14 protein-coding genes are annotated in these 13,532 nt (G+C 69.9%); 7 read left to right on the top strand and 7 right to left on the bottom strand.

Annotated elements, in window-relative coordinates; translation table 11 throughout:
• The first annotated feature begins 11 nt into the window (after positions 1-11).
• From CVV72_RS16830 to CVV72_RS16805, 6 genes are all read left to right on the top strand, one after another.
• A complete protein-coding gene (locus CVV72_RS16830; RefSeq protein ID WP_219153286.1) occupies positions 12-1,076 on the top strand; it encodes an acyl-CoA dehydrogenase family protein in 1,065 nt (354 codons plus the stop codon).
• A gap of 4 nt (positions 1,077-1,080) precedes the next feature.
• Positions 1,081-2,253, top strand: coding sequence for an acyl-CoA dehydrogenase family protein (locus tag CVV72_RS16825; RefSeq protein ID WP_219153285.1), 1,173 nt, complete (start codon positions 1,081-1,083; stop codon positions 2,251-2,253).
• Positions 2,250-3,164, top strand: a complete 915-nt coding sequence (locus CVV72_RS16820; RefSeq protein ID WP_219153284.1) for a bifunctional MaoC family dehydratase N-terminal/OB-fold nucleic acid binding domain-containing protein — start codon at positions 2,250-2,252, stop codon at positions 3,162-3,164. The genes CVV72_RS16825 and CVV72_RS16820 overlap by 4 nt, the downstream gene beginning before the upstream one ends.
• A complete protein-coding gene (locus CVV72_RS16815) occupies positions 3,161-3,556 on the top strand; it encodes a MaoC family dehydratase (RefSeq protein ID WP_219153283.1) in 396 nt (131 codons plus the stop codon). The genes CVV72_RS16820 and CVV72_RS16815 overlap by 4 nt, the downstream gene beginning before the upstream one ends.
• Entirely contained in the window at positions 3,556-4,725 is a 1,170-nt protein-coding gene (locus CVV72_RS16810; protein WP_219153282.1) for a lipid-transfer protein, read from the top strand. The genes CVV72_RS16815 and CVV72_RS16810 overlap by 1 nt, the downstream gene beginning before the upstream one ends.
• A 73-nt stretch (positions 4,726-4,798) precedes the next feature.
• Complete coding sequence (locus CVV72_RS16805) at positions 4,799-5,368, top strand: DUF5134 domain-containing protein (protein ID WP_219153281.1); 570 nt, start codon at positions 4,799-4,801, stop codon at positions 5,366-5,368.
• Between the two features lie 119 nt (positions 5,369-5,487).
• Here CVV72_RS16805 and CVV72_RS16800 read toward each other — a convergent pair whose 3' ends face one another.
• The 7 genes from CVV72_RS16800 to kstD all read right to left on the bottom strand — a co-directional run bounded on the left by CVV72_RS16800 (position 5,488) and on the right by kstD (position 11,812).
• Positions 5,488-5,949 (bottom strand): riboflavin kinase, encoded by a 462-nt coding sequence (locus CVV72_RS16800; protein ID WP_219153996.1) that lies wholly within the window; start codon positions 5,947-5,949, stop codon positions 5,488-5,490.
• Positions 5,950-6,051: 102 nt separating this feature from the next.
• Positions 6,052-6,801, bottom strand: a complete 750-nt coding sequence (locus tag CVV72_RS16795; protein ID WP_219153995.1) for a class I SAM-dependent methyltransferase — start codon at positions 6,799-6,801, stop codon at positions 6,052-6,054.
• Between the two features lie 52 nt (positions 6,802-6,853).
• On the bottom strand, positions 6,854-7,717 hold the full coding sequence (locus CVV72_RS16790; RefSeq protein ID WP_219153280.1) for a MaoC/PaaZ C-terminal domain-containing protein: 864 nt from the start codon (positions 7,715-7,717) through the stop codon (positions 6,854-6,856).
• A 9-nt stretch (positions 7,718-7,726) separates the two neighbouring features.
• Complete coding sequence (locus CVV72_RS16785) at positions 7,727-8,752, bottom strand: ferredoxin--NADP reductase (protein WP_219153279.1); 1,026 nt, start codon at positions 8,750-8,752, stop codon at positions 7,727-7,729.
• Positions 8,749-9,009, bottom strand: coding sequence for a hypothetical protein (locus tag CVV72_RS16780; protein WP_219153278.1), 261 nt, complete (start codon positions 9,007-9,009; stop codon positions 8,749-8,751). The genes CVV72_RS16785 and CVV72_RS16780 overlap by 4 nt, the downstream gene beginning before the upstream one ends.
• Positions 9,006-10,145: a Rieske 2Fe-2S domain-containing protein gene (locus CVV72_RS16775; RefSeq protein ID WP_219153277.1), complete on the bottom strand. Its 1,140-nt coding sequence runs from the start codon at positions 10,143-10,145 to the stop codon at positions 9,006-9,008. Before CVV72_RS16775 ends, CVV72_RS16780 begins: the two co-directional genes overlap by 4 nt.
• A complete protein-coding gene (gene kstD / locus CVV72_RS16770) occupies positions 10,142-11,812 on the bottom strand; it encodes a 3-oxosteroid 1-dehydrogenase (protein ID WP_219153276.1) in 1,671 nt (556 codons plus the stop codon). Before kstD ends, CVV72_RS16775 begins: the two co-directional genes overlap by 4 nt.
• Before the next feature lie 99 nt (positions 11,813-11,911).
• Between kstD and CVV72_RS16765 the strand changes: the two genes are divergently transcribed.
• A complete protein-coding gene (locus CVV72_RS16765; RefSeq protein WP_219153275.1) occupies positions 11,912-13,510 on the top strand; it encodes an FAD-binding protein in 1,599 nt (532 codons plus the stop codon).
• The last annotated feature ends 22 nt before the right edge of the window (positions 13,511-13,532 follow it).

Below are 13,532 nucleotides of genomic sequence, written 5' to 3'. Positions count from 1 at the left end.
GAGGAGCCAGTGTGGACTTCCAGTTCGACGAGACGCAGACCGAGGTCACCGCGCTGGCCGCGCGCGTCCTCGGCAAGGAGCGCGAGCCCGCGGACACGTGGCGCGCGCTCGCCGACGCCGGTCTGCTCGCCCTGGCGCTGCCCGCCGAACTCGGCGGTGACGGGCTCGGCGTCGCCGAAGTCGCCCTGGTGCTGACCGAGCTCGGGCGCGTCGCCTCGCCGACGCCCGCGCTGGCGTCTCTGGCCTTTGGAGTCCTTCCCGTGACCACGCTCGGTGGCCCGGATCAGCGCTCGGCGCTGCTCCCGCCGGTCGCCGCGGGCGAAGCCGTGCTCACCGCCGCGCTGCACGAGCCTTCCGCGCCGTTCACCACCCGGCCCGCGACCGTCGCGGAATCGGCGGGGGACTGGCGCCTGAGCGGCGTCAAGATCGGCGTGCCGTTCGCGGCGGAAGCGACGCGGATCCTGACGCCCGCCTCGTTGCCGGGCGGCACCGGCGTCTTCCTGGTCGATCCCCGCGCGGACGGTGTGACGCTGACGCCGACGAGAACCTCTTCCGGCACACCGGACTACACGATGACGCTCGACTCGGTGACCGTCACCGACGCCGACCTCCTCAACGGGCACGGTCCCGGAGAGTCGATCGCGACGCTGCACCGGTTCGCGCTCGCCGGCGCCGTGGCGTTCGGCGACGGGCTGCTCGCCGGTGCGCTCGCGCTGACCACCAAGCACGTCGGCGAACGTGCGCAGTTCGGGCGTCCGCTGGCGGCGTTCCAGGCGGTGGCGCAACAGATCGCGGACGTCTACGTCGCCTCGCGGACGGTCCAGCTGGCCGCGCGGTCGGCGGTCTGGCGGCTCGCGGCGGGGCTCGACGCCGAGGCGGAGCTCGACATCGCGGCGTACTGGCTGGCGGAGGAGGCGCCCGCGGCGCTGGCCGTCTGCCACCACCTGCACGGCGGGATCGGCGTGGATGAAACGTATCCGCTGCACCGGTTCTCGTCGGCGGTCAAGGATCTGGGACGAACGCTCGGCGGCGCCGCTCATCGGCTGGCCGGCCTGGGCGAACTGGTGGCGGGGTGAACCGATGCTGATCGAACTGACCGCGGCGCAACACGAGTTGCGCTCCGAACTGAGAAAGTACTTCGCCGGGCTGGTGAGCGCCGACGAGCGGCGCGCGATGCTGCGGGAGCGGCACGGCCCGGTGTACCGCGAGATCGTCCGGCGGATGGGCCGCGACGGCTGGCTCGGCGTCGGCTGGCCCGAACAGTACGGCGGCCGTGGGTTCGGCGAGATCGAGCAGCACCTCTTCGTCGACGAGGCCGCCCGTGCCGACGTCCAGCTGCCGTCGGTGACCTTGCAGACCGTCGGGCCCACGCTTCAGGCGTACGGCACCGAGGAACAGAAATCGCTGTTCCTGCCCAAGATTCTCGCCGGTGAAGTGCATTTCGCCATCGGCTACACCGAGCCCGACGCGGGAACGGACCTCGCGGCGCTGCGCACGACAGCGGTGCGCGAGGGGGACGAATACGTCGTCAACGGCCAGAAGATCTTCACCACCGGCGGCCATGACGCCGATTACATCTGGCTCGCCGTCCGCACCGCGCCGGACGCGCCGAGGCATAAGGGAATCTCGATCCTCATCATGGATACCCGCGATCCGGGCTATTCGTGGACACCGATCATCACCTGCGACGGCGCGCACCACGTGAACGCCACCTATTACTCGGACGTCCGGGTGCCGGCGAACATGCTGGTGGGCAAGGAGAACGAGGGCTGGCGGCTGATCACCACCCAGCTGAACCACGAACGCGTCATGCTCGGCCCCGCCGGGCGGATCGGCGGTCTCCACGACCGCGTCCGCGAGTGGGCGGCGACCAGGAAGGCGCCGGACGGCACGCCGTTGCTCCAACTGCCCGACGTCCGGGCCGTGCTCGCGGAAACCCTCGCGACCGCCCGGGTCAACGAACTGCTGAACTGGCAGGTCGCGGCGTCGTCGGCGAGCGGGCAGGTGGCGGTGGCCGACGCGTCGGCCACCAAGATCTTCGGTTCCGAACGCATCCAGCGCCTGGCAAGGAGACTGGAGGAGATCGTGGCGCGACACGGTGATCAGTCCGACGCCGAAACCGCGGAACTGGCGCTGTGGCTGGACGTGGTGGCCAAACGCAATCTGGTGCTGACCTTCGGCGGCGGGGTCAACGAGATCCAGCGCGAGCTGATCGCCACCGCCGGGCTCGGTTTGCCGAGGGTGCCGCGATGAGCATCCAGGAAGCCGCCGAACGCATCGCCGCGCGCGGGGAATCCGCGCCGAGGGCCGCGCGCGACGCGGTCAACCAGGCGATGGTGAACAACTGGGTCGAAGCCATCGGTGACCGCAATCCGGTGTACGTGGACGAGGAGTTCGCCGCCAAAAGCGTCCACAAGGGACTCGTCGCGCCGCCCGCGATGGCGCAGGTGTGGACGATGGGCGGGCTGCACTGGACGAGGGCGTCGGACGACCCGCTCGGCGCCATGATGGAGGTGCTCGACGAAGCCGGGTTCACCTCGGTCGTCGCGACGAACTCCGAGCAGAACTACTTCCGCTACCTCCGCCACGGTGAACGGGTCGAAGCGACCGCGAAACTCGAGAGTGTCGTCGGGCCGAAGCGGACCGCGCTGGGCGAGGGCTGGTTCGTGACAACGAAAACCACCTGGTACGTCGGTGACGAGGCCGTCGCGGATATGGTGTTCCGGGTGCTGAAGTTCCGCCCGCCGGGCGCCGAGCCCGCCAAGGCGGCCGCCCCGGTGCTGCGGCCGGTGATCAGCAAGGACACAGAGTTCTTCTGGGCGGGCCTGCGTGACGGCGAACTGCGGATCCAGCGGTGGGGCGAGATCCTGCGGCATCCGCCCGGCCCGATGCCGCCGGACGGCGACCTCGACGCGAAGCCGGACTACGTCGTCGCGTGCGGCCGGGGCACGGTCTACAGCTACGTGGTGCACCATCATCCGAAGGTGCCCGGCAAGGACCTGCCGTTCGTGGTCGCGCTCGTCGAACTGGAGGAGGGTGTCCGGGTGATGGGCGAGCTGCTCGACGCCGATCCCGAAACAGTCCACATCGGACTCCCGGTGGAGGCGGCCTTCGTGAAGATCGACGAGGAACTGACGTTGCCCGCTTGGAGGGTCGCGCGATGAGGGACTGTCCGGTCGGCACCGAGCTGCCGCCGCTGAAGATCGAGGCCACCCCCACGTTCGTGGTGAGCACCGCGCTGGCGACCCGGGACTTCCAGGACGTCCACCACGACCGTGACGCCGCCGTTCAGCGTGGCTCCAAGGACATCTTCCTGAACATCCTCACCGACACGGGTCTGGTGCAGCGGTTCGTCACCGACTGGGCGGGGCCGGAGGTGTTCGTGCGGTCGATCAAGATCCGGCTCGGTGTGCCCTGTTACGCCTACGACACGCTGACCTTCACCGGACGGGTCACGGAACGGGACGGTGACGACGTGGTGGTCGCGGTGTCCGGTGTGGACAGTCTCGGTGAGCACGTGGTGGGCACCGTGGCGCTGACGCTGGGAGGCGAGTGATGACCCTGTCCGGACGGGCGGCCATCGCCGGGATCGGTGCCACGGAGTTTTCGAAGGATTCCGGGCGCAGCGAGCTGCGGCTGGCGGCGGAAGCGGTGTCGAGCGCGCTGAAGGACGCCGGGCTCTCTCCGTCCGATGTGGACGGTCTGGTGTCGTTCACCATGGACGGCAACAGCGAGATCGCCGTCGCGCGGGAACTGGGCATACCGGAGCTCAAGTTCTTCAGCCGGATCCATTACGGCGGAGGGGCCGCGGCCGCGACCGTGCAACAGGCCGCGATGGCCGTCGCGACCGGGGTCGCGGACGTCGTCGTCGCGTACCGGGCGTTCAACGAACGGTCCGGCATGCGGTTCGGGCAGGTGTCCTCGGCCGCGGCGGGGCAGGTGAACTCGTCCGGCGTCGACAACGCGTTCCATTACCCGATGGGGATCGCGACCCCGGCCGCGACCGTCGCCATGCTCGCGCGGCGGTACATGCACGAGTACGGCGCGACCAGCGAAGACTTCGGCCGGGTGGCCGTCGTCGACCGCGCCCGCGCGGCGACCAACCCCCAGGCCTGGTTCTACGGCAAGCCGATCACCCTCGAAGAGCATCAGGCCTCCCGCTGGGTCGCCGAGCCGTTGCACCTGCTGGACTGCTGCCAGGAGAGCGACGGCGGGGTCGCCCTGGTCGTCGTCAGCGCCGAGCGGGCGCGCGACCTGCCGCACCGGCCCGCCGTGATCGCGGCGGCCGCGCAGGGGAGCGGGCCGGACCAGTACGTGATGACCAGCTACTACCGCGACGATCTCCCGGCGCTGCCCGAAATGGGGGTGGTGGGGCGGCAGCTGTGGGAGCAGTCCGGGCTGGGGCCGGGCGACATGGACCTCGCCGTGCTGTACGACCACTTCACCCCTTATGTCCTGATGCAGCTGGAAGAACTCGGCTTCTGCGGGAAGGGCGAGGCCAAGGACTTCATCGCCGGCGGAACCCTGGAACTCGACGGGAAGCTTCCGCTCAATCCGCACGGCGGGCAGCTGGGGGAGGCCTACATCCACGGGATGAACGGGATCGCCGAGGGCGTCCGGCAGCTGCGGGGTGACGCCGTCAACCAGGTCGACGGGGCTTCGCGGGTGCTGGTGACCGCCGGCACCGGCGTTCCCACGAGCGGACTGGTCCTGACCGCGGGCTGACATCACCTCAATGCCCGATGGTGTACTAGAGCGGTACCTGCCACGGTGAAGGGGTTGCCAGCCGGGAGGTGCGATGTCTGGACCAATCGTCGTCGCGTGGGCCCTGACCGCGGTGTTCGCCGCGCTCGTCCTGCCCTGCGTGCTGAGACTCGTCCGTTTGGACTACCGCAGCCAGGGTGCGGCCGTCCGCAACGGCGACCTGGCCGAACTGCTGCTCGTCGTCGCCATGGTCGCGATGCTGTCCCCGGTCGGCGGCCCGATCCCCGCGGCGGGCTGGCAGGCGGTGCTGGCGCTGACCGCGGGCTGGTTCGCCGTCTCGTGGTGGAAGGGGCGGCGGTCCGGGCACGCTTCGTGCGGGCACCACGCCGTCTCCGCCACCGCGATGCTGTTCATGGTGACGTTCATGCCGCACAACGACGTCACCCACGGGCCGTGGCTGGTGATGTCGGGGCCGGGCGGCGGTTCGGCATTGTGGCTGTCGCTGGTCTTCGGAGCGGTGGCGGCGTATTTCGCGGCGGACGCCGTGCGCGCCGGGGTGCTCGCGGCGCGGGGCGCGGGGGAGTCCGGTCAGCTGTCACGGCGGGTGTGCCGGGTGATCATGGGGCTGGGGATGGGCTACATGCTGCTGGGCGCGGCCGTCTGACTTCTCGGTGTGCGTCGCGAAAGCCACTTTCGCGACGTCTGATGTCTCGAAAGTGGCTTTCGCGACACGCCTGTGCCGGCGTGGTGATGAGGACGGTTCTCTCGACGGGTAGGACCCACTCACGAGGCGTGCGGGACGCGGCGCACGACGCCCGCCTCGGCGGTGCCCACGTCCGGCAGGCCCTCGGCGGGGTTGTCCGCGGCCCATTTCGCGGCGTTGGCGATGTCCTTGTTCAGCGCGACGATCAGCGCCTCCGACGACGGGTACGCCTCCTGCTCGCGCAGGTGGTGCCCCAGCCAGACGGTCAGCACCTCGCCGTAGAGGTCACCGCTGAAGTCCAGCAGATGCGCCTCGACGAGCCGGTAGCCGTCGGCGCCGTAGTAGGTCGGCCGCCTGCCGACCGAGACCGCCGCCGCGATCCGGGTGCCGTCGGCGCGTTCGGCCCAGCCCGCCCACACTCCGTCGCCGACTTGGCCGTCCTGGTCGCGCAGCGCGATGTTGGCCGTCGGGAAACCCAGTTCCCTGCCCCGCTGGTCGCCCTTCTCCACCTGGCCACGGACCACGAAGTACTCCGCCGTCATGCCGCTCCCGTCCCCTGCCGTCACGAAAGCCATGAATACCATGCCCCGGCGTCCGGGGTCGACCGCCGTCCACGCCGCGAGAGACGTCCACTGTGTACTGAATCACCTGGTGACGAGCCGGTACCCCAGGTCGAGTTCCGTCCGGCCGAGCAGGCCGACGTGATGCCGGTGCCAGTGCCCGTCGGCGAGATCGGCGCGCAGCCGCTCGACCGCCGTCGCGACGACGTTCTGGTCGAGCAGCGCCACCCCGGACATCCCCGCGCGCACGCGCTCGGACAGGTAGGCCTCGGGCCTGCGCCAATACGCGCCGAGAAACCCGTCGACGCAGTCCGACGGCACGGGCAGCGGAGCCACCGAAGGCGCCCGCCCGGCCACGGTGAGTTCCTCGACGACCCGGTCGAGACAGGCCAGTCTGCTTTCGTGTTCGGCGATCTCCGGCAGGTAGTCCCGCACCAGCCAGAACCGCGCGAACACCGCCTGATCCCAGGTCACGATCACCTGGCGGCGGGACACGCGCCGCAGTTCGGCCAGCCCGGCGGTCACGTCCGTCCAGTGGTGCACGGTCAGCACCGCCAGGGCGGCATCGAAGGCACCGTCGGGAAAGGGCAGCCCTTCCGCGCACGCCTGCACGGCCGGGGCCGCGGTGGACGGACGCTGCGCGATCATCCGTCGCGATGGCTCGACGGCCACCACGTCGCGGTCTTCCGGCTCGTAGGAACCGGCTCCGGCCCCGACGTTGACCACCGAGCGCGCGTCGCCGAGAGCGTCGGCGACGGCGGCCGCGATGCGGGGGTCCGGGCGTCTCGATCGCGCGTAGTCCCGGCCGAGTTCGGCATACGGGTCCGAGATCAAGGGGCGCACCTGCCCGAGTCTAGCCAGAGCCGCTACCTGCGGGAACGAGGATTCAGTCTGTCGTGGTCAAGAAAGTGTCGGAAAGGACCGGTGCCTCGTCCCGGTCCGGTGCCGTGGTGGCGATCAGCAGCCCGGCGGGCTCGCGCCAGACCCGGGTCCGCAGCGGCTCGCCGGGGAAGACGACGCCGGCGAACTTGGCCGAGAACGACGCGACGCGGGCGGTGTCGCCGTCGAGGAATTCGTCGGTGACGGCCTTCGCGATGACGCCGTAGGTGCACAGGCCGTGCAGGATCGGCTTGCCGAACCCGGCCGCCGCGGCGAACGCGGGATCGGCGTGCAGGGGGTTGCGGTCACCGCAGAGCCGGTAGAGCAGCGCCTGCTGCGGCAACGTCGGTGTGTCGATGACCACGTCCGGTTCCCGTGACGGCGGTTCGACGCGATCGGATGGGCCGCGCTCGCCGCCGAAACCCCCTTCGCCTCGGGCGAAGATGCTCGACCGCAACGTCCACAAGGGAGTTCCGTCCGAGTCGGTGGCGACCGTCTCGTTCACGATCACGGCCGCCTTGCCCTTGTCGAAGACGTCGACGATCCGCGTGCGCGCCACGGCCTTCCCCGACGTCGGGATCGGCCGGTGCGCGATCACCTCCTGCTTGCCGTGCAACACTTTCCCGAGGTCGACCTCGACGCCGGGGAACGAGACCGCGGGCGGCTCGAACACGCGCAGGTTCGCCGCCACGGTGGCGAACGTCGGCAGGACCTGGAGGCCGTTCTCGTAGGTGTAGCGCAGTTCGCGCGGGCTCGTCGGATCCGCGCCCGCGCCCAGCGCCAGGTGGTAGAGCTGCACGTCCGACGCGGTCCAGGCGAAGCTCACCTCGCCGAGGTCGGCGCCGATCGCGACCGAGGGATCGATGGGCACGGATAGCTCCTACTCGTAGGTGACGGTGACCTCGTCGGTCAGCGGCAGGGACTGGCACGCCAGTACGATGCCTTCGGCGATGTCGTCGCCGTCGAGGACCTCGTTGTTCAGCATCTTCACCTCACCGGAGACGACTCGGCAGGCGCACGCGCTGCACTGGCCCTCGCGGCACGAGTACGGCGCGTCGAAACCCTTTTCCAGCAACAGGTCCAGCAGTTTCGTCCGGCGCGGCCAGCCGAGTTTCCTGGTCTCCCCGTCGAGGGTGACCTCGACCGACGCCGGGGTCTCGGCCTCTTCGACGGCGACGGGCTCGGCCACCTCGAACGGATTCCCGCCCAGGGAGAGGAACCGCTCCAGATGGATCCGCTTGCGCGGCAGCCCGAGGTCCTTGAGCACCGTCCGCGCGGCGTCCATGAACGGCCCCGGCCCGCAGATGAACGCCTCGTGCGCGGTGTACGGCGTCACCAAGGCCCGCAGCTGCGCTTCCGTCGGCAGTCCTTGCAGGCTCTCCAGCCAGTGCACGACGACCAGCCGGTCCTGGTACCGAGCGGCGAGGTCCGCCAGCTCGCGGGCGAAGATCACCGAACCTTCGTCGCGATTGGCGTACAGCAGCACCACCTTGCCGGTGCCGTGCTCCAGCGCGGACTTGAGGATCGACATCACCGGCGTGATACCGCTGCCACCCGCGAGCAGCAGGAAGTCCTCGTCGAGCGACGCGGGGCTGAACACCCCGGCCGGCGGCAGGACCTGGACCTCTTGACCCGCCTGGAGGTTGTCGCACAGCCAGTTCGACCCGTAGCCGTCGGCGGTGCGTTTGACGGTGACCTGCACCCGGTTCTCGTGCGGCGCGCTGGAGAGCGAGTAGCAGCGGGCCACCGAGCCGGTCCGGTCGCTCGGCACGCGCAGCGTGAGGAACTGTCCTGGGGTGTAAGCGAAAACGGAGGCGTGCTCGGCCGGGATCTCGAACACGATCGACCGCGCGTCGGCGGTCTCGGCGATCACCTCGGCCACGGTCACGGTGACGGGACCGCTCATTCGGGCACCTCCAGCAGGCCGTCCTTCAACGCGGCGTCGATGCTGTCGCTGAGATTGCCGCAGGTGTCGAGCAACGCCGTCTGCGCGCCGGAGGCCTTCTGCTCGGCGAACACCGGGCAGCTCCGGGACGCGTCGCTCGTCCACTGGATGCTGGTGTGCTGCACGCTGTTCTTCTTGACCAGCACGCACGTCCCGCATGCGCGGCAGCTCAGCGGCCGCAGCCCGGCGGTGAGGAATTCGACGGTCTCCGGCTTCACACCCCGGCCTCTTCCGCCTGCCGCCGTGCCAGGTTCTCGGCCACCTCCGCCGCCCAGACCTCGTTGGCGCGGCTGGTGTCCACTTCGAACTCGAACCGGCGCGTCATGTCCTCGGTGACGTCGGCGGCGTCCACATAGAACTGGTCGTACCAGCGGCGCAGCTGATAGACCGGCCCGTCCTCCTCGCACAGCAACGGGTTGTCGATCCGGGTCTTGTTGCGCCAGATCTCCACGTCCTGCAGGAACCCGACGCCGATGCCCTTGGCGAACTTCCCGGCGATCTTGTCCGCGTGCTCGTCCGAGACGCCCTCGAACTTCTTCACGCTCACGCCCCACTGCAGCACGAACGAGTTCTCGGTGACCGGGTAGTGGCAGTTGATCAGCACGTTCTCGATCTCGAAACCCTGGTACGTGTTGAGCAGCTTGTTGATCATGTAGGACGGCCCGAAGTACGACGCCTCCGACCGCAGGAGGTTCTCCTCGCCGCCGTAGTTCGACGCCATTCCCTTGTCCGGGCGGCCCTTCGTGTTCAGGTACTGGGTGGCGACATGCCCCTCGAACACGTTCTTGAAGTAGGTCGGGAAGGCGTAGTGGATGTAGAAGAAGTGCGCCATGTCGACCATGTTGTCGATGATCTCGCGGCAGTTGGAGCCCTCGATGAGCACCGAGTCCCAGGTCCAGTTGCTCCACTCGCCGGTGAAGATGCCTTCGATCCGCGGGATGACGACGTCCTCGGGCGGCGGGTTGCCCTCCGGGTCGTGCCACACGAACAACTGCTTGTTCTCCTCCAGCACGGTCCACGACTTCGTCCGTGCCCGCAGCGGAACCCGTTTGGCGTAGGGGATCGAGACGCATTTGCCGTTGCCGTTCCAGCGCCAGTCGTGGAACGGGCAGGCGATCTCGTCGCCCTTGACCTCGCCCTGGGTGAGGTCGCCGCCCATGTGGCGGCAGTACCCGTCGAGCACGTTCAGCTTGCCGGACGAATCGGCGAAGACCACCAGTTTCGTCCCGAACGCGGTGATGGCGTGCGGCTTCCCGTCACGGAACGTCTCGGCGAGGCCGAGACAGTGCCACCCGCGCGCGAACCGCGAAGGGGGCGCGCCCGCGTCGATCTGCCGTACGGATTCCGTCGTCATCGGCTGCCTCCCGCTTTGGTGTGATCTTGCTGCGCGAGATGCTCGGCCGCAAGGTAGCCGAACACCATCGCCGGGCCGATCGTCGCGCCGGGGCCCGCGTAGGTGCGGCCCATCACCGCCGCGCTCGTGTTGCCGGCCGCGTAAAGCCCGTCGATCACCGACCCGTCCTCGCGCAGGACCCGCGCGTGCGTGTCGGTCCTCAACCCGCCCTTGGTGCCCAGGTCGCCGGGCACGATCTTCACCGCGTAGTACGGCGCGACGTCCAGCGGTCCCAGGCTCGGGTTGGGTTTGTTCCGCGGGTCGCCGTAGTAGTGGTCGTACGCGCTGCGCCCGCGGTGGAAGTCCTCGTCCACGCCGCTCTTGGCGAAGCCGTTGAACCGCCGCACGGTGGCCTCCAGCGCGTCGGCCGGGACCTCGATCCGCTCGGCGAGTTTCGCGATCGTGCTCGCTTTGACCGCGATGCCCGCTTTGAACCAGCGGCCGGGCAGCGGCTGGCGCGGGCCGAGGCCGGTGAACATGTACCGGTTGCGGTTGCGCTGGTCGAACACCAGCCAGGTCGGGATGTTCGCGCCGGGGCCGTCACCTTCGCCGTACATCGCGTGCACGGCCTCGACGTAGGGCGCCGATTCGTTGACGAAGCGTTCGCCCCGCGCGTTGACCATCAGGCAGCCCGGCCGCGACCGCTCGGCGAGCGCGAACCAGGGACCGCCGGTCAGCGGGATGGACGGGCCCCACCAGGCGTCGTCCATCAGGTCGACGGCCGCACCGAGCTTGAGCCCGGCGTCGATGGCGTCGCCGGTGTTGGCTTCGGCGCCGACGGTCCACTCCGTACCGATGGGCGCGCGCTGGTACTTGACCCGCATCTCTTCGTTGTGCTCGAACCCGCCTGCGCCGAGGACGACGCCGAGCCGCGCGCGGATCAGCTTGTCCTCACCCTCGTGGCGGACGACGACGCCGGTCACCCGGTCGCCTTCGCTTTCCAGATCCACCAGCGGGGTGTTCAGCCAGACGGGGACATCCGCCCGCCGCAGCCCCTCACGCAGACCGGCCGCAAGCGCTTGCCCCATGGAAAGCAGCCGCTGACGGCGAATCCGGCCGGCGAGCCAGCGCCCGCCGAGACCCAGCACGCGGAGGATGCCGCGCGGATGCCGGGCGAGCAGGCTCAGCCACCGGTAGTCCGCCTGGGTGATCGGGGCGCCGAGCGGGGGAGCGCTGTATGGCGGCTCCAGGTTCGCCAGCTCCGGTCCGAGCAGGTTGCCGTCGAGCGCGGCCGGTTCGACCGACCGTCCGCCCGCGCGCCCGCCGGGGGCTTCCGGGTGGTAGTCCGAGTAGCCGCGGACCCAGCGGAAGCGCAACGGCGTCTTGTCGCAGACGAACGACAGGACCTCGGGGCCGCGGTCGAGGAAGGCCGACCGGAGTTCGGCGGGGACGACGTCACCGACGATCGCTTCGAGGTACTCGCGTGCCCGCTCCGGAGGCTCCTCGATCCCGGCCGCCCGCAGCGCGTGGTTGCCGGGGATCCAGACGCCGCCGCCGGAGCGCGCCGTCGAACCGCCGAAGTGGGCGGCCTTCTCCACGACCAGGACCTCGAGTCCCCGGTGGGCTGCGGACAGTGCGGCGGTCATCCCGGCGGCACCACTGCCGACCACGATCACGTCGAACTCCATACGCCCCTCACCTGAAACACGTTGTAGGAAGCATGTAGCAGCATCCGCGCTGCTCCAGTCACCATAGACGAGAACGTGTTCTAGTTCTAGGGTGGGGGCATGGACTCCCTCGTCGCGGATGTGGTGATCGTGGGTTTCGGTGCGGCCGGCGCCTGTGCGGCGATCGAGGCCGCCGACGCCGGTGCCCGGGTGCTCGTGCTGGACCGGTTCTCCGGCGGTGGCGCGAGCGCGGTCAGTGGCGGCGTCGTCTACGCCGGGGGCGGGACGGCGCAGCAGCGGGACGCGGGCGTCGACGACAGTGTCGACGCGATGTACGACTACCTGCGGCTGGAGGTCGGCGACGTCGTCTCGGAGGAGACCCTGCGGCGGTTCTGCGCGGGCAGTACGGAGATGATCTCGTGGCTGGAAGGAAACGGCGTGCCCTTCGAGGGCAGTCTGTGCCCGTACAAGACGTCGTACCCGAGCGACAAGCACTATCTGTACTACTCGGGCAGCGAGGCGGCGGGCGGTTTCCGTGACGCCGCCAAGCCCGCGCCGCGCGGGCATCGGGTCAAGGGTCCGGGCACTTCGGGAAAACTGCTGATGAAACGCCTGATGGAGGCGGTCCGGAGCCGCGGGATCCAGGTGCTGCCGCAGACCGCCGCGCGGAACCTGATCGTGGACGCCGACGGGACCGTGACCGGCGTCGTCGTGTCCACCCTGCGGGACGCTCCCGCTCGGGTGCGAGCCGCGCACCGGAGGCTGTCGGCGTATGCCGCGAAACCGGGGATCTACGTTCCGTCACTGCGGAAGTCGCTGCACCGGAGGGTGGAGCGGATCGAACGCCGATACGGCCGTGAGCTGAGGATTTCCGCCTCTCGCGGGGTTGTTCTCGCGGCGGGCGGATTCATCGCGAACCGCGAGATGGTGCGCGAGCACGCGCCCGCGTATCGCGGCGGGCTGGCGCTCGGGACGTCGGCCGACGACGGATCCGGCATCCGGTTGGGCGTCGAGGCGGGCGGGGCCACCGCGGAACTCGGGCGGATCTCGGCCTGGCGGTTCATCACGCCGCCGTCGGCGTTTCTCGGCGGCCTGCTCGTCGACAAGACGGGCGGCCGGATCATCGACGAGTCCCGGTACGGCGCGGCCGTCGGCGAACGCATGATCACCGGGCACGGAGGACGCGGCTGGCTGCTGGTCGACGACGCCATCGTCCGGGAGGTCCAGCGGGACGCGCGCGGGCAAAGTCAATGGTTCCAAGGACTTCAGGTGCGGTACCTGCTGCGGCAACGGGTCGTCGCCGGTTCGCTCGACGAGGTCGCGCGCAAGGCGGGCGTCGATCCAGGCGGGCTGGCCGCCAGTGTCGAGGCGGCGCGGTCCGGCGCGGATCCGACGGGCAAGCCCGCGGAGTTCGCGCGGCCACTGGACAGGGCGCCGTATTCGCTGATCGACGTCTCGATCAAGCCGAACCTCGGCTATCCGTGCCCGATGCTGACGCTGGGCGGCCTGGTCGTGGACGAGGACACCGGCGCGGTGCGGTCCGCCGCCGGCGCCCCGATCCGCGGGCTGTACGCGGCCGGCCGGACGGCGGTGGGAATCTGTTCTAGGTCCTATGTGAGTGGTCTGTCGCTGGCCGACTGCGTGTTTTCCGGGCGGCGTGCCGGACTGCACAGTGCCCTCGACCGGGGATCGGTCGACAAAAACGAGAACGTGTTCTAGTCTTGGACCCGGTTCACCGAGC

The organism is Amycolatopsis sp. TNS106 (assembly GCF_019330265.1).
Taxonomy (GTDB): domain Bacteria; phylum Actinomycetota; class Actinomycetes; order Mycobacteriales; family Pseudonocardiaceae; genus Amycolatopsis; species Amycolatopsis lurida.
The sequence above is the reverse complement of the archived record's forward strand: the minus strand, read 5'-3'. Positions and strand labels throughout refer to the sequence as shown.

Coding starts and splice junctions, on each gene's coding strand:
- kstD (WP_219153276.1), bottom strand. CDS start 11,812: ATGGAGTTCGACGTGATCGTGGTCGGCAGTGGTGCCGCCGGGATGACC.
- CVV72_RS16785 (WP_219153279.1), bottom strand. CDS start 8,752: ATGAGCGGTCCCGTCACCGTGACCGTGGCCGAGGTGATCGCCGAGACC.
- CVV72_RS16805 (WP_219153281.1), top strand. CDS start 4,799: ATGTCTGGACCAATCGTCGTCGCGTGGGCCCTGACCGCGGTGTTCGCC.
- CVV72_RS16810 (WP_219153282.1), top strand. CDS start 3,556: ATGACCCTGTCCGGACGGGCGGCCATCGCCGGGATCGGTGCCACGGAG.
- CVV72_RS16820 (WP_219153284.1), top strand. CDS start 2,250: ATGAGCATCCAGGAAGCCGCCGAACGCATCGCCGCGCGCGGGGAATCC.
- CVV72_RS16800 (WP_219153996.1), bottom strand. CDS start 5,949: ATGACGGCGGAGTACTTCGTGGTCCGTGGCCAGGTGGAGAAGGGCGAC.
- CVV72_RS16775 (WP_219153277.1), bottom strand. CDS start 10,145: ATGACGACGGAATCCGTACGGCAGATCGACGCGGGCGCGCCCCCTTCG.
- CVV72_RS16765 (WP_219153275.1), top strand. CDS start 11,912: ATGGACTCCCTCGTCGCGGATGTGGTGATCGTGGGTTTCGGTGCGGCC.
- CVV72_RS16815 (WP_219153283.1), top strand. CDS start 3,161: ATGAGGGACTGTCCGGTCGGCACCGAGCTGCCGCCGCTGAAGATCGAG.
- CVV72_RS16825 (WP_219153285.1), top strand. CDS start 1,081: ATGCTGATCGAACTGACCGCGGCGCAACACGAGTTGCGCTCCGAACTG.